Origin of the sequence: Vibrio sp. JC009, from assembly GCF_029016485.1 — a bacterium.
In the GTDB taxonomy this organism is placed as follows: domain Bacteria; phylum Pseudomonadota; class Gammaproteobacteria; order Enterobacterales; family Vibrionaceae; genus Vibrio.
The window spans coordinates 469,884-494,123 of record NZ_CP092107.1 but is presented as its reverse complement, the minus strand read 5'-3'; the positions used below and the strand labels follow the sequence as shown (position 1 = coordinate 494,123).

At 45.7% G+C, this 24,240-nt stretch carries 22 protein-coding genes; 18 read left to right on the top strand and 4 right to left on the bottom strand.

Annotated features, from left to right (window positions below):
- Nucleotides 1-7: 7 nt before the first annotated feature.
- Entirely contained in the window at nt 8-1,105 is a 1,098-nt protein-coding gene (locus tag L3Q72_RS17145) for an ABC transporter substrate binding protein (RefSeq protein WP_275133381.1), read from the bottom strand.
- Nucleotides 1,106-1,320: 215 nt separating this feature from the next.
- On the opposite strand from L3Q72_RS17145, the gene L3Q72_RS17140 reads away from it, so the two are divergent.
- From L3Q72_RS17140 to L3Q72_RS17130, 3 genes are all read left to right on the top strand, one after another.
- Nucleotides 1,321-3,141 (top strand): ATP-binding protein, encoded by a 1,821-nt coding sequence (locus tag L3Q72_RS17140; RefSeq protein WP_275133380.1) that lies wholly within the window; start codon nt 1,321-1,323, stop codon nt 3,139-3,141.
- A 73-nt stretch (nt 3,142-3,214) separates the two neighbouring features.
- Nucleotides 3,215-4,237 carry a 23S rRNA (adenine(1618)-N(6))-methyltransferase RlmF gene (gene rlmF, locus L3Q72_RS17135; RefSeq protein ID WP_275133379.1) on the top strand — a complete coding sequence of 341 codons (1,023 nt, stop codon included), beginning with the start codon at nt 3,215-3,217 and terminating at the stop codon, nt 4,235-4,237.
- An 88-nt stretch (nt 4,238-4,325) separates the two neighbouring features.
- Entirely contained in the window at nt 4,326-5,087 is a 762-nt protein-coding gene (locus L3Q72_RS17130) for a transporter substrate-binding domain-containing protein (RefSeq protein WP_275133378.1), read from the top strand.
- A 71-nt stretch (nt 5,088-5,158) separates the two neighbouring features.
- Here L3Q72_RS17130 and L3Q72_RS17125 read toward each other — a convergent pair whose 3' ends face one another.
- A complete protein-coding gene (locus L3Q72_RS17125; protein WP_275133377.1) occupies nt 5,159-6,934 on the bottom strand; it encodes a solute:sodium symporter family transporter in 1,776 nt (591 codons plus the stop codon).
- Between the two features lie 380 nt (nt 6,935-7,314).
- Here L3Q72_RS17125 and dhaM point away from each other — a divergent pair, with 380 nt between their 5' ends.
- Both dhaM and L3Q72_RS17115 read left to right on the top strand, forming a co-directional pair.
- Nucleotides 7,315-8,727 carry a dihydroxyacetone kinase phosphoryl donor subunit DhaM gene (gene dhaM / locus L3Q72_RS17120; RefSeq protein WP_275133376.1) on the top strand — a complete coding sequence of 471 codons (1,413 nt, stop codon included), beginning with the start codon at nt 7,315-7,317 and terminating at the stop codon, nt 8,725-8,727.
- Nucleotides 8,728-8,941: 214 nt separating this feature from the next.
- Nucleotides 8,942-10,543 carry a long-chain fatty acid--CoA ligase gene (locus L3Q72_RS17115; RefSeq protein ID WP_275133375.1) on the top strand — a complete coding sequence of 534 codons (1,602 nt, stop codon included), beginning with the start codon at nt 8,942-8,944 and terminating at the stop codon, nt 10,541-10,543.
- A gap of 59 nt (nt 10,544-10,602) precedes the next feature.
- Here L3Q72_RS17115 and L3Q72_RS17110 read toward each other — a convergent pair whose 3' ends face one another.
- The gene (locus L3Q72_RS17110; protein WP_275133374.1) at nt 10,603-11,025 is read right to left on the bottom strand and encodes a DUF3859 domain-containing protein; all 423 of its coding nucleotides are present in this window, start codon (nt 11,023-11,025) and stop codon (nt 10,603-10,605) included.
- 201 nt (nt 11,026-11,226) lie between these two features.
- Here L3Q72_RS17110 and L3Q72_RS17105 point away from each other — a divergent pair, with 201 nt between their 5' ends.
- From L3Q72_RS17105 to L3Q72_RS17070, 8 genes are all read left to right on the top strand, one after another.
- Nucleotides 11,227-11,409, top strand: a complete 183-nt coding sequence (locus L3Q72_RS17105) for a hypothetical protein (RefSeq protein ID WP_275133373.1) — start codon at nt 11,227-11,229, stop codon at nt 11,407-11,409.
- Nucleotides 11,410-11,563: 154 nt separating this feature from the next.
- Nucleotides 11,564-11,932 (top strand): PH domain-containing protein, encoded by a 369-nt coding sequence (locus L3Q72_RS17100; RefSeq protein WP_275133372.1) that lies wholly within the window; start codon nt 11,564-11,566, stop codon nt 11,930-11,932.
- Nucleotides 11,933-12,108: 176 nt separating this feature from the next.
- The gene (locus L3Q72_RS17095; protein ID WP_275133371.1) at nt 12,109-13,590 is read left to right on the top strand and encodes a cobyric acid synthase; all 1,482 of its coding nucleotides are present in this window, start codon (nt 12,109-12,111) and stop codon (nt 13,588-13,590) included.
- Nucleotides 13,587-14,897: a cobyrinate a,c-diamide synthase gene (locus L3Q72_RS17090; RefSeq protein ID WP_275133370.1), complete on the top strand. Its 1,311-nt coding sequence runs from the start codon at nt 13,587-13,589 to the stop codon at nt 14,895-14,897. The genes L3Q72_RS17095 and L3Q72_RS17090 overlap by 4 nt, the downstream gene beginning before the upstream one ends.
- On the top strand, nt 14,888-15,460 hold the full coding sequence (locus L3Q72_RS17085; RefSeq protein ID WP_275133369.1) for a histidine phosphatase family protein: 573 nt from the start codon (nt 14,888-14,890) through the stop codon (nt 15,458-15,460). The genes L3Q72_RS17090 and L3Q72_RS17085 overlap by 10 nt, the downstream gene beginning before the upstream one ends.
- A gap of 21 nt (nt 15,461-15,481) precedes the next feature.
- Nucleotides 15,482-16,087, top strand: a complete 606-nt coding sequence (locus L3Q72_RS17080; RefSeq protein WP_275133368.1) for a histidine phosphatase family protein — start codon at nt 15,482-15,484, stop codon at nt 16,085-16,087.
- A gap of 136 nt (nt 16,088-16,223) precedes the next feature.
- Nucleotides 16,224-17,003, top strand: a complete 780-nt coding sequence (locus L3Q72_RS17075) for an adenosylcobinamide-GDP ribazoletransferase (protein ID WP_275133367.1) — start codon at nt 16,224-16,226, stop codon at nt 17,001-17,003.
- Nucleotides 17,004-17,105: 102 nt separating this feature from the next.
- On the top strand, nt 17,106-18,095 hold the full coding sequence (locus tag L3Q72_RS17070) for a glycine betaine ABC transporter substrate-binding protein (protein WP_275133366.1): 990 nt from the start codon (nt 17,106-17,108) through the stop codon (nt 18,093-18,095).
- A gap of 63 nt (nt 18,096-18,158) precedes the next feature.
- Here L3Q72_RS17070 and L3Q72_RS17065 read toward each other — a convergent pair whose 3' ends face one another.
- Nucleotides 18,159-19,010, bottom strand: coding sequence for an SDR family oxidoreductase (locus L3Q72_RS17065; RefSeq protein ID WP_275133365.1), 852 nt, complete (start codon nt 19,008-19,010; stop codon nt 18,159-18,161).
- Between the two features lie 328 nt (nt 19,011-19,338).
- Between L3Q72_RS17065 and L3Q72_RS17060 the strand changes: the two genes are divergently transcribed.
- The 5 genes from L3Q72_RS17060 (at nt 19,339) to L3Q72_RS17040 (ending at nt 24,229) form a co-directional block, all read left to right on the top strand.
- Nucleotides 19,339-20,439 carry a tetratricopeptide repeat protein gene (locus tag L3Q72_RS17060; RefSeq protein WP_275133364.1) on the top strand — a complete coding sequence of 367 codons (1,101 nt, stop codon included), beginning with the start codon at nt 19,339-19,341 and terminating at the stop codon, nt 20,437-20,439.
- 36 nt (nt 20,440-20,475) lie between these two features.
- Nucleotides 20,476-22,125, top strand: coding sequence for a 4Fe-4S dicluster domain-containing protein (locus L3Q72_RS17055; RefSeq protein WP_275133363.1), 1,650 nt, complete (start codon nt 20,476-20,478; stop codon nt 22,123-22,125).
- A 1-nt stretch (nt 22,126) separates the two neighbouring features.
- Nucleotides 22,127-22,483, top strand: coding sequence for a hypothetical protein (locus L3Q72_RS17050; protein WP_275133362.1), 357 nt, complete (start codon nt 22,127-22,129; stop codon nt 22,481-22,483).
- Nucleotides 22,484-22,865: 382 nt separating this feature from the next.
- A complete protein-coding gene (locus L3Q72_RS17045) occupies nt 22,866-23,729 on the top strand; it encodes an AraC family transcriptional regulator (protein WP_275133361.1) in 864 nt (287 codons plus the stop codon).
- An 89-nt stretch (nt 23,730-23,818) separates the two neighbouring features.
- Nucleotides 23,819-24,229: a hypothetical protein gene (locus L3Q72_RS17040; RefSeq protein ID WP_275133360.1), complete on the top strand. Its 411-nt coding sequence runs from the start codon at nt 23,819-23,821 to the stop codon at nt 24,227-24,229.
- Nucleotides 24,230-24,240: the final 11 nt, after the last annotated feature.

The following is a 24,240-nucleotide window of genomic DNA, read 5'->3' as shown; positions in this document are numbered from 1 at the left end:
TTTTTTGCTAATCGAAACAGACAGATGCGGAAGGCTGCTTGCACTCGAAATGATAGAGCTGGTGCAGGTCTTCGGCAAAAGTTGCCTTACTTTTGATCTCCTCGGGTAAAGTGATATCCCATTTATCAAGCTGGGTGCGGCTGAATATAAACTCGCCTTTGTCAAAGTAGACGGGGTAGATCTCTTCCGGTTTTTTCCCGTTTTCCAGGATATCTAATACAATATCCGCGGCGTATAAACCGATACCGTATCCTGATAAAACCCAGCCGCCGGCGGACAAACCGGGGCCGATTGAATCTTCGTAGAAATTGAACGTGGGTAAGTCAGAGTTTCGGGACATCCAGCGAACCACTCCGGATTCAGGCTCCACATAAGCCCCTTGCTTGTTATGAATCAGGTAACGGGAATCAAACAGGATGGCATCGTAACCAGAAGACTTAGCGGTAAGAACATATTGCTGCCATGTCTCCCAGTTATTGGTCACTTTGAGCTCAAAGGTGATTTTGCCCACTTTGGTTGAAGTATTGCCGTTAAAGATATTGCTGATTTTGGTTACGCTGGATTCGGTTTGAGGGGCATCGTTTAAGAAGAGAACCTTGTCTGCGCCCGATGGCAGTAATTGAACGATATGACGAATCGCGCGTTCATATAGCGGGCGCTCAATTACGCCGGTAATATTGCGTGGAATAATATCCGCGACCAGATGCCTTGGATTATTGTTGATGCCCAGATAAACAACGGGCAGTTTGTACGCAAACCTTAATCCCATCATTCTGAGGGCTTCATCATCTCCAAGAATGACCAGAGTGGGGTTAAGAGATTGATACATTTCCCAGGCCGTGTCTGCATTATTGGCCAGTTGTTCCGGAGTGGAACGCATAGCATCCAGATCATAGCGAACCAGATGGTATTTTGCGCCCAATTTGTCATGCAGGGCTTTTTCCCAAAGCCTGTCCCATAAAATGTCATGCCAGCTATGGATAACTAAAATCGTTGGCTTGGCTGGTGCTGAGTTTGCCAGTGTTATGCCTGACCAAACTATCATTAATATGGCAGCAGTGGTCCGAAGGCACTGAACCGTAGCAGAAATAAGAGGCTTTAGCATAAAATCACCAAGATTTTAGTCAGATTATTAACAGTTTAGCAAAGAGTCGGGAGCTTAAGTTATCAGTTTTGCCTATACTTGCGTATAGATTAATTAAAACTACCCCCCAATAGGCCAGGATGAAGAATTCCGCATCAATATTATCCCGTAACAGTGAAAAGTTGTCATTGCGACTGCTGTTTTGGATTCTATTGCTCAGCTCTGTTTTAGCTGTTGTGGCTACCTCGATCCAGCTGTATACCGATTACCGGGAATCCCGGAACTCTCTGGATCAATCTTTAGTTAAAGTTGAAGATACCAGCTTGCCTGCAATTGCGGTTGCTATGTGGAAGTTGGATAAGGAAGTGATGGAGAGTATTTTAGATGGTTTGCTGGCTCAAAGCGGCATTGTCTACGCTGAAGTACTCGATACCTATCAGAATCCAGTGATTCAGTTAGGTGACAGGGATGTGAGTAACGGTCTTGAGCAGATCTATCCCATCAGTTTCACCAATACCGACGGTGAATTAATTTACATTGGCGAACTGAGGATCTCAGCCACACTTTCGGAAATTTACCGACAGCTGTTTGATAAGGCGATCATTATCTTGCTTACGCAGGGCATGAAGACGTTTTTTATGTCCATCTGTATTTTGATGCTGGTTGAAAGGTTAGTTATCCGGCACCTGAATAATCTGGCCGGGTGGGCAAATAAGGCCGATTTGGCGAACCCGGAACAACTTCTGCAGATCCCGGACAGAAAGGATGGCGAAGGTGATGCCATTGATAAAGTTTACCGTGCGATTAATACCATGCAGTCGAATCTGCATCAGGCTCTTGCTGAGCGGGATAAAACGGAGCGCCTGATCCACGCCATTATTGATAACAGTCCCTCATTGATTTACGCCAAAGATCTGGAAGGGCGTTATACTATGATGAATCAGCAGTATCTGTCTGCGATCAGCACAACGGGAGAGAGTGGCGTTGGCCATACTGTTTCTGATCTTTTTGCTCCGGAAACTGCGCAAAGGCTATTGGAACATGACAGGCTTGTTGCCATGAAAGCAAGCCCTGTGGTGTTTGATGAAGAGATAAAGCTTAAAGAAAGAACCGAGTACTTTATGTCGGCCAAGTTCCCCATTTTTGATGAGAACAATAACCTGATGGGAACCGGCGGGGTTTCAACCAATATTACCGACAGGCGCCAGAAAGAGCAGCAGATCATCGAGCTTAATGAAAACCTGGAGCAAAAGGTAAGAGAGAGAACGGAGGCACTGGAAGTCTCTCTTCGCAATCTTCAGGATACTCAGACGCAGCTGATAGAAGCGGAAAAAATGTCGGCACTGGGCAATGTTGTTACCGGTGTTGCTCACGAAATTAATACGCCTCTTGGCGTAAGTGTGACGGCGGCTTCGCACCTGTCTGAACTGTTTAAAGGTTTTGAAAATGAATATACCAGCGGACAACTTCAGCGTTCATCAGTTGAAAACCTGATTTCAGCAACAACCGATGCAGTGGAGATTCTGCAGTTTAACCTTAACCGGGCCATTGATCTGATACAGAACTTTAAGCTGGTGGCGGTTGACCAGAGCAGCGACATGACCCGTGAACTGGAGCTAGGTGAATATGTTGAAGAGATTGCCCGGAGCCTGAGCCCGGAGCTGAAAAAAGGAAATCACAAGGTTATTGTGGAGCCTGAACAGGCCATCGTTTTGACAACTTACCCCGGTGCGCTTGTGCAGATATTTACCAACCTGATAATGAACTCCATCAAACATGGCTTTAAAGAACACCGGGATGGTGAGATCCGGGTTCAGCTGAAAATGAAGAATAACCGTGTTTTCATCGATTATCTGGACAACGGCTCTGGTTTAGACAGTTCACAGCGAGATAAAGTGTTTGAACCCTTCTTTACTACCACTCGCGGTAAAGGCGGCTCAGGTCTGGGTATGTCCATCTGCTATAATCTGGTCACCAAAAAGCTTAAGGGGCAGATCAGTTGCGTGGATTCCGACCATGGTGCGCACTTCAGATTTAGCTTCCCGTTAACAAGCTGAGGCATATGTTGCTGGCGTCGTTGAACGAAAGGCGTCACAATACGGCCTCAGTTTTAACTTCCGCAGAAGAGCAATGAGCAAAGCAGTCAATCCGGGCCGTAATTCAAACCGCGCCGCAAACACACCGAAAACGAAAGTGATCAAAGTGCCGGGCCAGTCTGGCTTACATTCAAAGAACAAACACAAAGGCCGGTATAACTTTAAGGCTCTGGTTGATGCTTTGCCTGAGCTGCAAAAGTATGTCATCAAAAATCCTAAGGGCGACTCAAGCATTAACTTTTCCGACCCCGTTGCGGTAAAAATGCTAAACCGCGCTTTGCTTGCCCTGCATTACGGTGTCACTTCCTGGGATATTCCCGAAGGCTACCTTTGTCCGCCGATACCGGGCAGGGCAGATTACATTCACAGAATGGCAGAGTTGCTACAAAAAGAATCTGAAGGGAAAAAGCCAGAGCAGGTGCGGGCGCTGGATATTGGCACGGGCGCAAACTGCATTTATCCCATTATCGGGGCAGCAGAATATGGCTGGCATTTTACCGCCAGCGATATCGACCCGGTTTCGGTGAAAGTGGCCAGCAGCATAGTTTCAAATAACCCGGTACTGAAGGGAAAGATAGAGTGCAGGCTGCAGGATAACAGCCGCTATCTGTTCGAAAATATCATCAAGCCGGGTGAGTTTTATGACGTCACTTTCTGTAATCCTCCGTTCCATAAGTCGTTGCAGGAAGCACAGCAGGGCACAGACCGCAAGTTGAAGAACCTGAGTGCAAACCGGGGTAAACGTGGTCAGCCAGTCTCTCAAGTGTTAAAAAGCAAACAGCCAAAACTGAACTTCGGCGGCCAGAAAGCCGAGTTGTGGTGCCCGGGAGGGGAGGCAGCATTTATCAAAAATATGGCCTTTGAAAGCAGAGAGTTTGCTGATCAGGTGCTGTGGTTTTCCACTCTGATCTCCAAAAAAGAAAACGTCCGCTGGATGCGCAAAAACCTTGAAAAAGCGGGCGCTAGCGAAGTCCGGATTGTGGAGATGAGTCAGGGACAGAAGGTAAGCCGCTTCATTGCCTGGACGTTTAAAAGAGAGGAAGAGCGTACACGATAGTTTTGTGATGAAGTAAAAATCACTTGATTCTCGTTGACGCTTATTCCACATTGTAAATATCACCGGACAAGCTTGGAGTGCCGTCTGAATGCCTGCTATAAGAATGTGTTGCTGGTTTTTCCTGCTGATTGCCTGCTTTTCGGTATGTGCTGAACCTATCCGCATTATTACTGAAGACTATCCTCCCTATAACTATGTTGAAGATGGCAAGCTCAAGGGGTTATCTGTCGACATCATAAAAGCTGTGATGAAAAGGACTTCGCTTGAGTACACCTTAGAGGTCTTGCCCTGGGCGCGGGGAATGGTTACAACGGAAAGAACTAAAAACGTATTTATTTTTTCCATGAGAAGGGTACCAAGCCGCGAGGAACGTTTTCTATGGGTTGGTTCGCTCTGCAGTTCCGCTCAATCGATTTATACCTTGTATAACAGGCATGACATTGAAGTAGATTCGATAGAAGACCTTAACAATTATACCGTCGGCACGACGATCAACGATTCCCGGGAAACGGTATTAATCGCAAAGGGGATCCCGGTTGAAAATCTAACCCGGATTAGTGGGCATGATTCATACGAACGAAATTACATGAAACTGAAATTTGGCCGGATTGACCTCTGGCCGATGGATGATACCGTTGCCTTTCATATCGTTAAACGAAATGGTGATGAGCCTGAGAAAGTCCTGAAGAAAGTCTATTCTTTTGAGTCTGGCAAAAATGACACCTACTATCTTGCCACCAATCTTAATACTGATCCTGAAATCCTGGAGCAGGTATCCCGCGCGCTGAGAGAATTCAAGGAAACGGAAGAGTACTCCGTTTTGCTTAAGCGCTGGAATGGCGCGCCTTAAAATTAAAAAAAGCAGAGCTGGTTTGCTCTGCTTTGTCACACTGACGTTGTTATTTTATATTGAAACCAGTCTTAGCTTTCAGCTGGTTTGCTTTCCATCTGAGCAACGGTGCGTTGCTTCTTCTTAATTCTGGTAAAGATACCACCAAGGATCACAATACCACACAGAGCATAAGTCACCATAAATGCAGTGTCACCAGCTACCAGACCAAGGTCAGAGAAGGTGATGTACGCGCCCAGAACCATGTACAGGATGACTGCTGAAGCCTCAAAGCGGAACTCCCATGGTTTGATATCCATCTCTTCGTTTACAGGAAGAATGTAATCTGTATCGCGTGGACGAACTTTACCAATGATGTACATCAGGCCACAGCACAGAACAAACAGCACAGCCAGCTGGTGGAAGAAGTGCAGCTCTGCGATTGGCTTAAGCGGACCCAGGTAACCCTGGTACGCGCTAGGTGTAAACTGGATGATGCCGTAAGAAATTACGAATACCGCCAGAGAAATCTTCGCAGCGACAGCCGGAACGCGCTTGGTAATGTAGCCCATAAACACGATAGTGAAGATTGGCACACTAAACAGACCCGCAAGACGTTGCAGCAGGTCAAACAGACCGTTTGGTGCAAACATAATAAACGGAGCAATACCCACAGACAGGATTGCGATAAACAGACCGAATGAACGTCCTTTGTTTACCAGTTCCTGATCGGAAAGTTTATCTTCTTTATCAAACAACGGCTTGTATACGTTTAGCGTAAATAGCGTGGTTGATGAGTTCAGTACACCGTTAAAGGTAGACAGAATGGCACCAAACATAGCAGCCAGGAAGAAACCAACCAGTGGCTTAGGAAGCACTTCGTTAACCAGACGCGTGTACATGGTATCGGCTTCGTAGCTTTGACCTGCAGCATCAACAGTACCAAACATATGGTAAGCGATAATGCCTGGGATGATTAGGAACAGAGGAGTAATAACTTTCACTGCACCCGCTAAGATTACACCTTTCTGGCCTTCTTTCAGGTTTTTCGCACCAAGAGCACGCTGGATGATGGCCTGGTCAGTACCCCAGTAGTAGAGGTTAACAAGTAAAAGACCTGTAAACATGGTTGAGAAAGGCACGTTAGGATCATCTTCAGCACCCACAGCCTGCAGTTTCTCAGTTGCATTAGTGGTAATCGTTGTCAGACCGTCCATAAAGCTGCCGTCACCAAGAACAATCAGGCCGAAGACAGGGATCATCATACCACCAACAATCAGGCCAACACCGTTTAGTGTATCTGCGATAACAACCGCTTTCAGACCACCATAGATTGCGTAGAAAAGGCCCAGAATACCGATAATACTTGCGATAAGCAGAATAGCCTGGAATCGGCTGATGCCCAGCATGCCTTCAACATCGAAGATACCACCGATAACCATAGCACCGGCATAAAGTGTGTTTGGCAGCAGGTTAACGATGTAGCTTAGCAGGAACAGAACAGTTACAAACTGCTTTACTGAAAGGTCGTAACGTGATTCCAAAAAGTCAGGAATGGTTGTAATGCCCTGCTTCAGGTAGCGAGGAACAAGGAAAAGAGCGATGATGATCAGTGTGATACCCGATGCTACCTCATAGCCCATCACAGACATGTTGCCTTTAAATGAAAGAGCACTCATTCCCACAAAGCTGGTCGCTGACAGGTTAGTCAGGATTAGGGAACTCGCAATAAGACCGCCAGTTAAGCTACGGCCACCCAGGAAGAAGCCATCTTTAGAGTCATTTTTCTGATTCTTTACACGAGACCAAGTGTATATAACCACAAAGCCTGTGAAGAAAAAGAATGACAAAAGAATTGTCATTGGCATGATTTTTCTCCGAATTGATTATTAAAGTTAAAAATATAAATCGATTGTGTTTTCGCAAACATTTAATGAGCGAAGCCTAATCCTGTCGCTGTGATTTAGATATCAAAACTCGGCCTATCTGTGATCTTGATCTGTTGTGGCTGACTGTTATGTGAATTGTGTCACGAAAAGTTCACGCAAACATGCTGTAAAAATGCAAAAAATCTCATGTATACGTTTACATTAAGTTTCATTTTTCTATCTTAAAAATTGTGTGCTGTAGCAAGAAAAAATAACGCATTGCAGAAAATACGCGCTGTGAACTGTAATTCAGTATTGTGGGTGCTGGTGATAACGTTTACACTATTTATAGATTAAGATTATAAATACGGGGAATGGTTATGGTTGATATTGTTGTTGTATCACATAGTAAGAAACTGGCGGAAGGGGTCATTGAACTGGCCTCTCAGATGACTCAGGGAAAGGTGAATTTTGGCTTGGCTGCCGGTGTTGACGATCCGGAAAACCCTATCGGAACCGATCCGGTAGCGATTATGGAAGCGGTGGAATCGGTTGGTGACGCGGACGCTATTCTGATTATGGTGGATATGGGAAGCGCGATTTTAAGTTCTGACGTCGCTCTGGATCTTATTGACCCTGAATTGGTTGAGAAGATTCATGTCTGCGCTGCTCCTATTGTGGAAGGCACCGTATCTGCCGCTGTTGCCGCTGCCTCTGGCCTGCCGGTAGAGCAGGTGATGAGCGAGGCGCACAGTGCACTTGGGGCAAAATACCAGCAGCTTAACCAGGCCCACTTGCTGTTATCTGGAAATCCTCAGGAAGATGATGCCTCAATTAACGCTGATGACGTGGATGTTGAAGAGGTGACTATCAGAATAGAAAACCCAAATGGTATCCATGCCAGGCCTTCTTCTGTGATTGCCAAAGCCATGAACCAGTTTGATGCTGATGTATCTTTAGGTAAGGGCGAAAAATGGATTAACGCGAAAAGTGTTAACAATATTGCACTGTTGTCGGTGAAATCGGGTGATGAAGTGACTTTGAGAGCCAGCGGAGCTCAGGCCAGAGAGGCCGTTAATGAGTTTGTTTGTCTGTCCGCAGATCAGTTTGGCGACAAGGTTACCGAAGCAGCACAGGTTATTTCTGAAGAAAAAGACGACAGTATCAAAGTGATTAAGGCCAATGCTTACCTGCATTCTCCGTCTTTTCCTGATTCGAAATCCAATGGTTCAGAAAACACCGAAGGCGATCTTGGTAAGTTAAGTGATGCTATTGCAACTTCTATATCGGAACTTGAAGAGCTGATTATTTTTGCCAGAGAGAACATTTCTGACAACGAGTCTGAGATTTTTAGTGCGCACAAGATGATGCTGGAAGATGGCGAACTGTTTGATATGGCTTCTGAGCAGATAAAAACCGAACAGGTTTCTGCCGGCAAAGCCTGGTTAGAAGTTATCGGGCAGATGTCAGAGGAATATAAGTCTATTGATGACGACTATCTGTCGCAGCGCTATGTGGATGTTTATGATGTAGGTTCCAGAGTACTCAGACATTTTAATGGCAACCGCGCGGAGGAGATCAAGCCGGATATGCCATCTGTTATTTTTACTGACTATCTGCTTCCTTCTGAGGTCGTTGGTCTTGATAAAACTTTGGTCAAAGGGGTTCAGTTTACTGATATCGGCCTTACATCGCATTCAGCTATTATTGCCAAAGCGATGGGTATTCCTGTGCTGACGGGAGCTTATGACTCTGAGCTGAAGCATGGTGATGCAGTTAGTATTACCGCTTAGTGTTTAACTGAGTTTGTTATCCGAAAGAGGCCGTTGAATAAAAACAACGGCCTCTTTCGTTTCTGTCTGAGCCGGGAAAAACCGCATCCGCTTAACAGTTAGCACACAATCTGATTGCTGCGTGTTGCAGAATATATCAACCTTAGTAGCTGCTGGTGATGTCAGGAAGTGACTGACATTGTTAATAAAACCAAATATTATAAGTAGGCGTGATATGAGCCAATACGTGAATGAACCCTCCAATTACCAACTACTGATCAAAAGTATTCTGTTTTCACCTGTGGGTTTTGACCCCGAACAAGAGATTGTATACGCCAACCACCGCCGGCATAGCTATGAAACCTTCCACAATAGGGTTCGTCAGTTTGCCAATGCACTGACTAAGATGGGAGTGAAAAAGGGCGATACAGTTGCGGTGATGGATTATGACTCACACCGCTATCTTGAGTGCTATTTTGCCGTTCCTATGATTGGCGCGACACTGCATATGATTAATGTCCGCCTGTCTCCAGAGCAGATCCTGTATACCATAGACCATGCTGAAGATGATGTGCTGTTAATCAATGAAGATTTTCTGCCGATTCTTGATCAGATCAAAGGCCGTATTGATACGGTGAATCAGTTTGTTGTTCTGCGCGATAACCAGGAGTGCGAATACGAGCAGCTTCTGGCAGCAGAAAGCACTCAGTTTGATTTCCCTGATTTTGATGAAAACACAGTTGCGACCACGTTTTACACCACAGGCACAACCGGTATGCCAAAGGGGGTATTTTTTACTCACAGGCAGTTAGTGCTTCACACTCTGGGCTTACTGGCTACGCTTGGAACAAGTGCGGTTCAGGGACGCCTTCACCGGGAAGACATCTATATGCCTATCACGCCGATGTTTCATGTTCACGCCTGGGGCCTTCCTTTTATGGCGACTATGCTTGGCGTAAAACAGGTTTACCCAGGGAAATATGTGCCTGATGTTCTGCTTAATCTGATTGAGCGGGAACAGGTGACCTTCTCGCACTGTGTGCCTACTATTTTGCATCTGTTGCTTAGTTCACCAAAAGCGGCCTCTATCGACTTTTCCCGCTGGAAAGTGGTGATTGGCGGGGCAGCTCTGCCAAAAGCGCTGTGTAAATCCGCACTGGAGCACAATATCGATATCTTCGCCGGTTACGGAATGAGTGAAACATGTCCGATTCTTTCGATAGTACAGCTTGATAGTGAACAGCTGAAACTTGATTTGGATATTCAGGCTGAGTACCGCTCCAAGACGGGTAAAAAAGTGGCGATGGTGGAAGCGCATATTGTTGATCAGGATATGAAAAAACTGGAGAACAATGGGGAAGATACCGGCGAAATCGTTGTACGGGCTCCATGGCTGACCCCGAGTTATTACAAAGATAATAAGAACTCTAAAGCTCTGTGGCGCGGAGGCTATCTGCACACAGGTGATGTGGCAACCATGGATAGTGAGGGTTATATCAAGATCACCGACCGGGTGAAAGATATGATTAAGATCTCCGGCGAATGGGTCAGTTCTCTTGAGCTGGAAGATATTATTCATCAACATCAGGCCGTTTCTGAAGTCGCTGTAATTGGTATGCCTCATGACAAATGGGGCGAGATACCTCTTGCTCTGGTTGCACTAAAAGAAGGTGCAGAAGTGAGCGAAAAGGAACTGCTTGGTTTTACCAAAGACTTTATTAAAAAGGGTATCCTGGCCCGTGAAGCCGTGCTGATGAAGTTTAAGCTGGTGGACGGTATTGATAAAACCAGCGTCGGCAAAGTAGATAAGAAAAAGCTAAGAAGCTTGCATCTCTAGCGGAGCAGTGAACTTACTGATTATGTGCTGAACTTCGTTTTGGCACATAATCTGGTCACCTAAAACCCCCGGCGCTTCCAGAACTCACCTTCATCTCTTGCGTAAACATCAAAGGTTTTCTCAGCGATAATCTGGTTATCGAGCTCAATGGTCATTCGCCATTTGCCCACTTTATTATCAACGGGTTCCCAGATGGTATCTCCCAGGTAGAAGTCCCAGTCGTTATTGCCGACATATTCTTCACCGTCGAAGGGATCTAATACATCTCCTTTAGGAGAAGTAATATCAGGATGATAAATGCAGTAGCGAATCTTCTTTCCCTTTGCTTTTTTGATATTTACGGTAAACCCAAACTCAATATCTATTTCAGCCGGAACCTGAGTGGTGAACTCCTGAATTTTTGGAAGTTGCTTAGATTTGGCATCCCAGGTAGAGAATATGCCGTAGGAAGTCATTTCGATAACGGGAGAGCGTTTTGCCATTTTGCTTTATTCTTGCTTGATAACCGACAGGCGGCGTAGTGTAACACTAATGTATTCTAACATCATTTCAGGAATGGAATACGCCCGGTTCATTGTGAGACATTGTGCGAAAATTAGGCAGGCAGCACTACTAAAGTAGTAGTAATCAATTGAGATTTTGTTTATATTTTTATCAGTTGATTAATTGTAAGGGGTAGAAGAATGGAACAGACAGACAAGTATACAAAGTGTCATACTGGTGAGCACGCTGGTGCCGGTGTCTACTTATGTCAGACCTGCAACTATGCGGTTGTTGGTGTTGAGGATAGTTATACCATTCCATCCTGCCCGTGTTGCGAAGGAATGCTGTTTACTTCTTGTGAAGAAAGCAAGCATGAATTGTAGCAGTGTTAACAGATAATATTAATAATAAAAAAGAGCTCCGAAAGGCGCTCTTTTTTATTTTCTTTATGTTTTTTAACTTCTTACTAAGACTTCAATTTAAGGCTATGATATTTAAGAACCGTCTATAAATAAATTATGAGCTAAGGAGCAAACCATGTTTAAGGGACTGAAAATCGCAGGACTGACAGAGCAGGATGCCGGTGAGGGAATGGACACCTACGGCTTTATGCTGATTGAAGGTGAAGAGGTTAAGTGCGAGTACAAAACCGTGCGCGATATGGTGATACTGACGAATAAACGCCTTATTACAATTGATGTGCAGGGAATTACCGGTAAGAAGAAGGAATTCTTTGTTTTACCGTTTAGCAAGATTACTGCATTTGCCATTGAAAGCGCTGGCACATTCGACATGGATGCAGAGTTTAAAATCTGGGCTTCCGGGATTGGTGAACTGGAGATCAACTTCCTGAAAGGCACAGATGTATCTAAGATCGCCAAAGTATTAAGTGCCGGTATCGTCTGATTTTCTGAGCCCCGCCACTGAGCGGGGCTCATGTTATCTGCGTCATACATTGATTGGTTTCGCAATTAATTATCATGCTTCGTCCTATATTTACCTGTTAACAGGCAGGTTTTTATTGTTAGTATCAGAGGGGTTAGAAAGAAGTGATAACAATAAAGACGGTTATTTGCAGTTAAATGATTGATACATCAAAAGCTTTAATGGTGCAGGGCACCACCTCTGACGCAGGGAAAAGCGTTCTTGTTGCAGGTTTATGTCGGGTTCTTGCCCGTAAGGGGATTAAGGTTAGTCCCTTTAAGCCGCAGAATATGGCGTTGAACAGCGCGGTAACTGTGGATGGTGGTGAAATTGGGCGTGCTCAGGCCGTGCAGGCTTATGCCTGTGGTATTGAACCAACCACGGATATGAACCCCATCCTGCTTAAGCCGAATACGGATATTGGGGCCCAGGTGATTGTTCACGGAAAAGCACTTCAGGATATGGACGCCAAGTCTTATCACGCTTTTAAGCCTCAGGTTATGAAGTATGTCATTGAGTCTTTTGGCCGGCTTAAAGATGAGTATCAGTCTGTGATGGTTGAGGGGGCGGGAAGCCCTGCTGAAATTAACCTGCGTGATCACGACATCGCCAATATGGGATTTGCTGAAGAAGCGGATATCCCGGTTATTATTGTTGCTGATATTGATCGCGGTGGCGTATTTGCCCACCTTTACGGCACACTGGCACTTTTGAGTGAATCGGAACAGAACAGGGTTGCAGGCTTTGTTATTAACCGGTTCAGGGGCGATATTGCGCTGTTGCAAAATGGCCTGGACTGGCTGGAAGAGAAAACCGGAAAGCCGGTTTTAGGTGTACTGCCTTATCTGCACGGCCTGATGCTGGAAGCGGAAGATGCCATTAATATCAGCCAGCTAAACAATGATGAACCACAGCTAAAGGTGGTTGTGCCCGTTGTTCAGCGAATCAGTAACCATACGGATTTTGACCCGCTGCGTATGCATCCGAATGTGGATCTGGTTTTTGTGCGCAAGAATCAGCCATTGCCTGCGGCTGATCTGATTATTCTTCCTGGTTCAAAAAGCGTTCGCAGTGATCTTGAGTTCCTTCGCGAACAGGGCTGGGACAAGCAAATTGAACGTCACCTTCGTTTTGGCGGAAAAGTGATGGGCATTTGTGGCGGATATCAGATGCTGGGTGAACTGGTTGCTGATCCTCTGGGTATTGAAGGTCCGGCAGGCAAGAGTAAAGGGTTGGGCTATCTGCCGCTGGAAACCGAGCTGCAAGATAATAAGCAGCTGAAACAGACCAAAGGGACGCTTACGTTGCCGGGGCAAGAGACGGTTGATGTATTTGGTTATGAGATCCATGCAGGCATAACAAAAGGTGTCTCTGAGAATGCACCGCTCTCTCTTATCGATGGCGCAGATGGTGCTCTGGGTATTGATGATCATGTCTTTGGCACTTATCTGCACGGCATCTTTGAATCTCAGCAAGCCTGCGGCGCAATACTGCGCTGGGCCGGACTGCAGGAGGCTCAGGGCTGTGATTTTGCCGCTATGCGTGAAGAGGGTATTAACCGGGTTGCGGATGCCATTGAAGAACACCTTGATTTGAATAAGCTTTGGCCTGATTTAGACCTTCAGGAGCAATCATCTTGAGTGATACAAAGATAAGTTGTCCTGCCTTAGTTGTTGCCGCTCCCAGTTCGGGCAGCGGTAAAACAACAGTAGTGGCAGCCATTGCCCGGTATTTTACCAATCAGGGCAAAAAGGTGCGGGTTTTTAAAACCGGGCCTGACTTTATCGATCCTAATTTTCTCTCCTTTGCATCAGGTCATCCGGTTTATCAGCTGGATTTCTGGATGTGCGGAGAGGCGCACTGCAAACAGCTGGTTGCAGAAGCGGCGAAAGATGCTGATCTTATCCTTATCGAAGGCGTGATGGGAATGTTTGATGGCAAGTGCTCCAGTGCGGACATTGCTGCCACACTTGGCATTCCTGTTATGGCGGTTATTGATGCAGGCTCGATGGCTCAGACATTTGGGGCTATTGCCTATGGGCTGGCAAATTTTCGCAGTGATATTCAGATGTATGGTGTGTTTGCCAACCGTGTTGGCTCGCCAGGTCACGCTGAAATGCTAAAAGAAGCGCTGCCTGAGTCACTGGAGTTTTGCGGATATATGCCGAAAAACAGCGGGCTAACTCTGCCTGAGCGTCATCTTGGTCTGGTTCAGGCTCAGGAGCTTGAAGATCTGGATGAAAGGCTGAACCTGGCAGCGGATCTGATTGCAAAAAGTGGGCAAATCTCCATGCCTCCGGCGGTTGAGTTCAGAATTGCACCGGCGGAGCCGGTTTCTCAATCGCTTCATGGTAAAACTATCGCTATTGCCCGTGATACAGCATTTAGCTTTATTTATCAGGCTAATCTGGATTTACTGTCTGAGATGGGGGCTAAGCTAAAGTTCTTTGCTCCAATTGAAGGTGATCTTCTGCCTGATTGTGATGCGATTTACCTTCCGGGTGGCTATCCGGAACTTTTCCTCGATGAGCTGGCTTCTAATTTTGCACTTAAAGCCCAGATAAAAGCGCATGCGCAGGCTGATAAGCCGGTCCTTGCTGAATGTGGCGGCATGCTTTATCTGAATCATACGTTGACCGGTACGGATAAAAAGACCACCAAGCTGTGCAGCGTACTGGATGCGGACTCGACCATGCAGACTTCTTTAGCGGCCCTTGGTCTGGTTGAAGGTGAACTGCTGTGTAATGAGTGTTTGCGGGGGCATACTTTCCACTATTCGAAAACCGAATCTAAGGAGCGGGTGCTTTGCCAGCCCGTGTCTCAACGCGGGCGCCAGCTTGATCCTGTCTGGGCGTTAAACAGGGTAATTGCCTCTTACATTCACTGGTATTTCCCCTACAATCCGTCTCTGGTAGCAAAAATATTCAGGGGTGAAGTGTGCGTTTAATCCTTATTCGCCATGGTCAGACGCAGTGGAATCAGCAGCGCAGAATTCAGGGCTGGCAGGACAGCCCTCTGACTTCGCAGGCTATTACCCAGTTGAAAGCGCTGGCTTTACCTGAATTACGCAACCCGGTATTGTTTAGCAGTGATCTGGGCAGAGCACAGGATTCTGCCCGTATTATTGCAAAGCGCATTGGTTCAGATATCAATTCCGATATCCGGCTGAGAGAGCGTAAGTTTGGTCTGCTTGAGGGCCAGATCATCGATAAGGATGAGCACTTATCCGATTACTGGGCTATGTATCACCGCAGATACAGTGAGAAAATGACTTCTGTTTTCGGTGTTGAGTCTGAAACAGACTTTGAACAGCGTATCGTTTCCTTTGTCGCCGAGCTGGATAACCTTTCTGATAAAGGTGATGTGGTTATCGTGGGTCATGGAGAATGGCTCAGAGCGCTGACCAATATTCTCCAGGGCATTCCTTCCTGGCACCTTGGCTGTGGGATTATGTCGAATGCATCTCCACAAGTTATCGATCGCCACGTTGTTTCCCAAGTAGTGAACTAGGGTGTTTTTTAGAGAATTACAATGACAATTACCCGGATTGATTTACTTCGTCATGGTCTGCCGGAAGGCGATGACTGTTTCAGAGGGCATGCCGATTTTCTTCTGACCGAAAAGGGTTTTGCCCAGATGTACGCTTCTGTGGGTGAAAACGCCGATTATGATCTGGTTGTTACTTCCCCGCTAAAGCGTTGCCGCAAGTTTGCCAATGAGTATGCGGCGAAAAATGGCATTCAGGTGGTTGAAGAGCCTGACTTTATGGAACTGGATTTTGGTGACTGGGACGGGATGTCCAAACAAGAAGTGTGGGAATATGACCAAAAGGCGCTGAGTGATTTCTGGTCTAAGCCCTGGGAAACCGTTCCGCCAAACGGTGAAAGCCTGGAAGATTATGAGGTGCGGGTGCTGCGGGCATGGAGTGGAATGCTTGACGTTTATAAGGGCCGGAAAATTCTGCTTGTTACTCACGGTGGCGTGATAAAGCAGATGATACGAGTTTTGCTTGATATGCCTAAATCTGAAGTGTACTTGCAGCGGATTAATATTCCTTATGCAGCTAAGGTTGGGGTTAGTGTTTATCACGATGAAAATGGGAAGCGTTGGCCTGAGTTATTATGGCCGGTAGCTTAAGAACTCTGTTCGGTGGAAGTCGCGACTAGTGGGCATCGAACACAGACACGCATAAATACTTCCATGTAGCTCGATCTCGCCATCCATGGCGAGGACGGTCTGCTTATCGATACCCACCAGTCGCTAATGAGCTTTCGTGAAAGCGAATAATGAGAACATGAAAGAAAAACTAACAAGAGAATGGCAGATTTTCCTGCTGTCTGTTTCGATTTTCACCCGCATTCCGGTTTCTGCGAATGTGCCATACAGTGAAGACCGGAAAAACGAATCCTATAAGTATTGTGGCCTTGTGGGCCTTGTTATTGGTGTGTTGACCGCACTGGTTTTTTCGGTTGCTAACCTGATATGGCCAGTTGAAGTTTCGGTCGTTATTTCAATGGCGTTTAGCATTTATGCGACAGGCGCTTTTCATGAAGATGGCTTCGCCGATACCTGTGATGGTTTTGGTGGTGGCTTTACGCCAGAGCGTAAACTGGAGATCATGAAAGACTCCAGAATAGGTGCCTATGCCTTGCTGGGCATGGTTCTTATCTTGTTGCTGAAATACACTACGCTAATCTCTCTGGAACAGATCCCGCTATCACTGATTATTGCCCATGTGCTTAGCCGCTCGCTTGCTGTCAGTTTTATTTATACCCATGGATATGTGCGCCAGACGGAATTGTCCAAGCTGAAAGTCGCAAAAAGCCCAAGCAGTAAGAAAGATTTTGTTACTTTAGCCACTGTCGCTGCTTTGGTTCTACTATTGATTCCTACTTTTAAAAGTGCCGTTGTACTTATCGCAACACTGTTTTTGGCCCGGATCTGGTTTGGCCGCTGGATGGTTAAACAAGTGGGTGGATACACCGGAGATGCGCTTGGCGCGGTGCAGCAGATCTCTGAGGTTCTTTGTTATCTTGTCTTAATTGCCGTATAGGTTAGACATCTACCATCAAAACACCAATATTGACCTACTATGTTCACCGCAGGTGTCTATACTTTGTAGTTTGATGCCAAGAAATAAAAGGAATTAAGCTCAATGAAGCCTTCTATCCCTGCAGTTATGCTGCTGTCTGCTATTTCAACTCAGGTCAGCGCTAATGAGTGCGGTGACGTTACCATTGCTGATATGAACTGGAACTCAGCCAGTCTTATTGCTCATATCGATCAGTTTATTCTTACACATGCCTATCAGTGTAATGCTGAACTTATCCCGGGGGATAGCGTGCCAACCGGTACTTCTATGATTGAAAAAGGGCAGCCGGACATTGCCCCGGAGCTATGGACCAACAGCGTGAAAGAAGCGTTGGACAGAGGCGTTGCCGAAAAGCGGCTGCGCTATGCAGGCAAATCACTGGTAAACGGTGGTGAAGAAGGCTTCTGGGTGCCGTCTTATCTGGTTAAGCAGTATCCGGAAATGGCGACAATTGAAGGCGTGATTAAGCATGCAAACCTGTTTGAACATCCTGAAGATGATGACGTGGCGGCTTTTTATGGTTGTCCGGCGGGATGGACATGCCAGATAACTGCAGGTCACCTGTTTGATGCCATGGAACTGGATAAGCACGGATTTGAGATGGTTGATCCGGGTTCAGGTGCGGCATTGGCCGGAGCTCTCGCAAAGGCTTACGAGCGTGAAAAGGCATGGTTTGGTTATTACTGGTCTCCGACTCCGGTTCTTGGCAAATATGAAATGGTAAAAGTGGATTTTGGCAGCGGTACGGATCTTTCTGAATACAGAAACTGTACCACTCAGCCGGAATGTGCATCACCAAAAGTGACCATGTATCCGCCGTCTCCGGTTCATACCATTACGACAGAGAATTTTGCTCAAAGGGCACCGGAAGCTTATAAATACCTTGGAAAACGCGGCTTTACTAATGACCAGATGAGTCAGCTGCTGGCGTGGATGGAAGAGAATCAGGCTGATGCGGAAGAGGCGATGTATCACTTCTTCGAAAGCTATCCGCAAACCTGGAAACCATGGCTGTCAGAAGCGATGGCAGATAAGGTGGCTAAGGCTCTTTAATTAAAGATAAAAAATCCCCGCTGTTGCTAATGTAAGCAGAGCGGGGATTTTTTTATATCAAGTTTAAGCGTCCGTTTTCAGTCTTGTGAAGTATTCGCTCCAGCTAAGGTGAGGCCGGCCGGCAGCTTGTTCAAAGTGACTTGGATTGTCTGCTTTACCGTTTAAGATACCCTGATAAATACCGGCAATGATTGTACCCAGAAATTCGCCCAGCTCTTCAGTACGCTCCTGACGGTATTCCTCCACTGTCATCGGTGTATAAGCCAGCTCTGTGTCAAATGCGCTGTTCATATAGTCAGCAAGCTGATACTGAGTAAGCGCTTCACCGTTCAGGTTATATGTGTTGCCGTTATGCTTCTCTTCGGTCAGCATTCGCGCGTAGGCATAACCCAACTCATCACGGCTTGTGTAGCCACACTTGCCATCACCGGCACAGTTAAAAATACCACCGGCTTTTTTGTAGCTTTCGATGTACTCCACATCCGGTTCAATGTAGATACCGTTGCGGCCGATAACCCAGTCCAGCCCGCTTTCACGTACATCCTGCTCCGTCTGGCGGTTACTTTGGATTACTGGCGAGAAAGCCGTGTCTTTTTCTGCGCCCTGAACACTGGTGTAAACGATCTTTTTAACACCTGCTTTTTTTGCTGCGTTGATGACGTTACGGTGCTGACCGATGCGTTTTTCAGGTGCGTCCATGCCGGATACAAGAAGAAGAGTGTCTACCGATTGCAGAGACTGTTCCAGTTGCTCCGGATTGTTGTAGTCTCCCGGACGGACTTCAACACCCAGATGCTGTGCTTTCTCCGGTGTACGGGCAAGACCGATAACATTTTCTTTAGATACGACTGCTGCTGTTGCTTTTACGATGGCCGCACCCAGCTGTCCGCTTGCGGCCGTTATTGCTATTTTCACCCTGGCTCTCCTCAGTGAATAAGTAACCTGTTGCCCTATGGTAGATCTATGCCGCTGAGTATAAAGGTGAGAATGGTACTTTTAATGGTAGATGTTGAACATTGGATTTGAGAGTCCAACTTTTGCTTTAGTATTTAAAAAGACAAGCTGTAAATTGCGCAGGAATGTTTATATCGGTCAGAGTTGGCTATGTATCCGTGGAAGATTGATGCTGGTCAAAAATAATCTAAACGGCATATTTATATCCATTCCCTCTCTAAATCTACCTTTAGCCCTGAGCCCAAATCGCTAATCTAGCCTCAAATAATACTTTAGGGCTAAGAAGGCTATGAGCATTGAAAATATCCAATGGGTTGAAGAATTATTTCTTCTTCTTGATATTTCCGCTACCAAAGAAGACTGGTTGAAGAAATACGATGAAACCCTGCACTCATTAAAAAATGAAGTACAGTTTATGATTTCAACACTGAATAACAACGAAAGCCAGTTAATTCAGGAAGCCCAAAAGCGAGTCACCAGTTTTTATATTAATAGCGCCAGAAACAGTCTGACCAATGAAATGAAGGTTGTTGCCAGTGAAATTCTCCTTCGCAATCAGCAGCCAGAACTGGCGCTGACTATTTTGCAGCCAATCGATATGGAGGCAAATGCGGACTATTTTATTAACTTTGGCCGCGCCCTGATGCAAATTGGCATTTTTGACCAGTCAAAATATTGCTTTATTACCGCACTGGAAAAAGAACCAGAATCTCCGGAACCCCTGTTTCATCTTGGTTTTCACGCAAGTATTAACGGAGAAGCGAAGAACGCAGATAAGTTCTACAGAGAGTGCCTGGAAAAAGACGAAAACCATACCGGTGCTCTGCTGAATCTGGCTTATTTGTATTATCAGCTGGAAAAATTTGAAGAGGCAATTGAATTTGCAAACAAAGTCATTGGAAAAAATAGTGCCAATATTGGTGGCTATTTAACAATTATTGCTTGTTTTAATGCAATGAAAAACTTCTCTGACAGCGCTGAGTATATAAATAAAGCCCGTGAGAAATTTGGTGAAGATGCTCTGGAGTTGGATGAGCTTGAAGCCGTTGTGAGTTATGAGCTTGAAAATTATGAAAGGGCGATTGAACTTGTATCACGTTATTTAATCGCTAAACCTACGGCTGTTGACCTTCGTTATATTCGTGGTCGTTCAAATATCAAACTTAAAAACTGGAATGAAGCTCTGGTTGACGTAGATGAGTTTCTCTCTCTTGAACCTTTCGATACAGAATCGCTGGAAATGCGATTCAATATTCTTTTCTCAGCAAAGCGTTGGGCTGAGGCTGAAATTGCGTACATAAAATTATTAGAAAATGCACCTCAGCTAAGAATTAAATATCAGCAGGAATACGCTGAATTAAGAAAAAGACTGGCAATTGTTATTGGTTGATTTGCGGAATCAGCCGAAATTTAAGGAAGCAATAAAATGAAAAAAGAAGATCAGGCTCCGAATGAGAGCCGCCGTAATTTTCTGAAAATGGGGGGCGCAACAGCAGCAGCGGCAACTGTTGGTGTGGGTGCCGCGACAGGCTTCGTATTAGGTCGTGAACCGGATCAGAACACAGGTTGGGGCAGAACCGCCGAAGGTAAAGACATGTTCTTTGACCGTGAACCGTTCCGTGTTGACTGGGCTCCTACGCTGATTAAAGTGGGAGAAACTGAGCGCCCGGACAGACAGGATTTTATATTCTGGCGAATGGGCATGATTGGTAAGGCTATTCAGGGCGGCTGGGATCCTTCCGGTGGCTGGGAAAGTTGTCCTGATAAGCGGGTAGTGGATTACTATTCAAGATTTCCGGAGCGCTGGCCTGAGATGATGGAAGCCTTTAAGCAGCGTGCTATTTCCGGCAAAATGCAGCAGAAATATATCGACCGTTTTGTTATTTCTCACGCTTATGACCATGCAAACCACGCCTCTATGTATGGCGAGAACGGCGTGCCTGTTAACTGGCCTTTGCCACCTAAGGGTGACCCTTCTGTAGCGGACTATAAGAGTATCTATGATGATATGTACGGTAAGCTTGAAGATGCTGAAGGCGGACCAAATTTTAGTGCTGAGTCAAAAGATGAAGACACTTCTGATCAGATTGACAACTCAAAGCGTCCAAAAGTTAAGAAGCGCGAATTCAAGTCTCCTGCACACGCCAGCAAACTTATTAAGAAAGTCGCTCATCAGATGGGCATGAGCTTCGTAGGTATTACTCCTGTTGATCCTGACTTTGTCTTTAAAAACATTATGCGTGGTATGCCGGGTGGCGGTGAAAACTGGGGTGATGAAATCCCTAAACACTGGAAATCGGTTATCGTTCTTGGCGTTCCAATGAGCTGGGACGGTATGTATGCTGCACCTGGTTACGGTACTTCTTACGAGGCGTATAGTCTGGTTCGTTTTGGTGCGGGTAAGCTGGAAGTCTTCCTGAACCGTTTAGGCTGGGCTGGCCGTGCAATGGTGCCGGGTGGTGACTATGAAATGACACTGCCACCGCTGGCGGTAAAAGCAGGTCTTGGCGAGTCTTCACGTAATGGTAGCCTGATCACACCGGAAGTCGGTCCGAACGTTCGTCTTGCCTGTGTGGTTACAGACCTTGAGTTTGAATACGACAAGCCTATCGATATCGGTGTCCGTGATTTTTGTAATGAATGTAAGATCTGTGCGACGACCTGTCCGAGTGGTTCTATCAGTATGGCTGATGAACCAGACTTTGTTCAGCGCGGTTATAAGATCTTCGAATTTAATCAGGACAGCTGTTTCCGCTTCTGGCAGTCGCTGCCTTCTGATGGTCAGCAGGGTTGCCGTGTTTGTATCTCTGTATGTCCATATACCCGTCGTAACAACTGGATTCACGCATTGGTTAAAGAAGCCGATCCACGTGACCATACCGGTATGACGCGTAAGGCACTGCTGGCGATGCAGCACAACTTCTTCTACTACCCGGATGCAGAAGCTTACGCTGCACCACATAACGGCGGCCGATTGGCGAACTATCACCAACCACCAGAGTGGTTGCGTTCAGAAGAGTTCTTCAAAGGCATTAATAAAGACTGGGAATACGACGGCAACTGGGAGGCTTTCTGATATGTTTCCACAATCAACGGTTTTAGATCCGATTTTTTGGATGGTTCTGGGCGCGGCTCAGATGTTTATTTACCAGTCAGCTAAGTTGTGGGCAGAAGATTACGGCCTGCGCATGAACTGGTGGAAATGGGTAGCGGTAATGGGTTGGTGGTTCTCGCTTATTCTTACTATTGCTGGTGCCTTTACGCTACACGGTGAGAATGAGGGTAATGCCGGATGGTATTTCCTTGGCTTTGTCGGAACGGCCATGATTATTGGCGGAGCGATCCTGTTCAAAGTTCTGTTTATGCTTAGTGATAAAGAAAAGCAGGCAGAAGGTACGGCAAGTCAGCTAAAGGAAGCAACAGCCAAAAGCTAATCGTCAGCCATGAAATAGTATTTTGTTCAAAACCTGCCTTTTCCAGGCAGGTTTTTTTATCCAGAAGTTATTGAGTGGCCGTTTAAGTCTAACTAAGTGAATGATTAGTGGTACTTTTTGTGTGGGTATTAATTTATGAGAAGGGTGTTTTTTTACCTTTGAGCATGGAAATGTTCTGTGATTTGACTTATAAGTTATTGTTATTTTGGGGGATTGGTTAATGTTTTGTAAAGGGGTGAAATATATTGACTGAAGTCAAACTTTTTAGCGTAAGAATGGAATGTATCCATGTATAGGCTAAATGTATCTTTAACCCATTTGGTTAATGATTATTCTATTAATCAACGACTTTTCATGATGTAAGGCAGAGCAGGTACTGACTATGATTAACTCCGTTCCCTTTGATAACGAGACCTATACCCTTGGTATCACCATGTATAAAGTGGATGATTTGAGAAGGGAGAGGGGAGATGATGAGCTGACGGTTCCTCACGGGGTTGAATTCTATGCGCTTATCTTAATCACTGAAGGGCATGGATATCATTATATCGATAATAAAATGTATCACTGCCGTCCCGGGACTCTGTTTGTTCTTAGTCCGCATCAGGTTCATTACTTTGAATCTAAGTTTCAGTGGCAGGGGTATATCGTTAGTTTTCAGGATTCTGAGATTTTCCCGATCGATCGCCTTGATGCCAACTATGCGATAACCAAAGCGATCCGAAGTGTTGATGTTATGACTGAGGTTCTGGATTTGATCGGCCGTGAATTTAACATGCTTTATGATGACTACATGGGTTCTGATGATATGGTTTCTGGACAGATTCAGAGAAACCTGCTGCAGAATATTCTGTATAAAATTTTCTTCCGCACTAATTACAGCAGGCAGCAGATATCGCGAAGTAAAGATCTGGAAGATTTTCAGATGTTTAATGATGCAGTGGAGCACTACTTCTCTCAAAGACACAACGTGAGCGAATATATTGAAGAGCTGCGTACATCAGCGAAAAGGCTGAATAGTGTTTGTAAGAAAATTAAAGGTGTTCCTGCAAAACAGATTATCGATTCGCGGATCATACTTGAAGCAAAGCGTCAGCTTGGCTACACCAATATGCCTATTTCTGAAATTGCTATCGGCCTGGGTTTTAATGAGCCGACCAACCTGGCTAAGTTTTTCAGAAGGCATACGGATATTTCGCCAACCGAATTTCGTAATATGTCGAAGTTCTTTTCTGAAAACCGTTAAATACTTCCGACAGTTATCAAAATTTAGGTTGACAGTATGCAGTAAACATCGGGTATGATTTAGCGAAAGTTTTATCTGGATGGGAATGGATGTCTGTATTTCAACGGACAGTTTGGATTTGCAGTGCGCTGCTTCTTGTATTGACAACATCAATGCTGGGTGTGATATCAACCGGCAAGCTGGTGAGTGCCAATCATAGCAAGGGTACTGAGTCTATGCTGAAAATGCAGGCCCCTGCGCTGGATTGTCAGCATTATGATGAATCCAGAATTCTCGCTCAAAATCAGCAGATAGTTAAAGCGGTGATTGACGCCGCTAAACACGATACAAAAGCGGCACACACCTGTTGCCCGGCTTTTTCCAATATTCTCACTTTCCCGGCAACTATGCATGCAGAGCATAGCATTGTCAGGGTGCATTCTCTTGCGTTAATTGACGATGAGCCTGTGGCTAAGCCACGCCTGGTTTCCAGCTCTATTTACCGACCTCCGATTAGTTAATACCAATACCA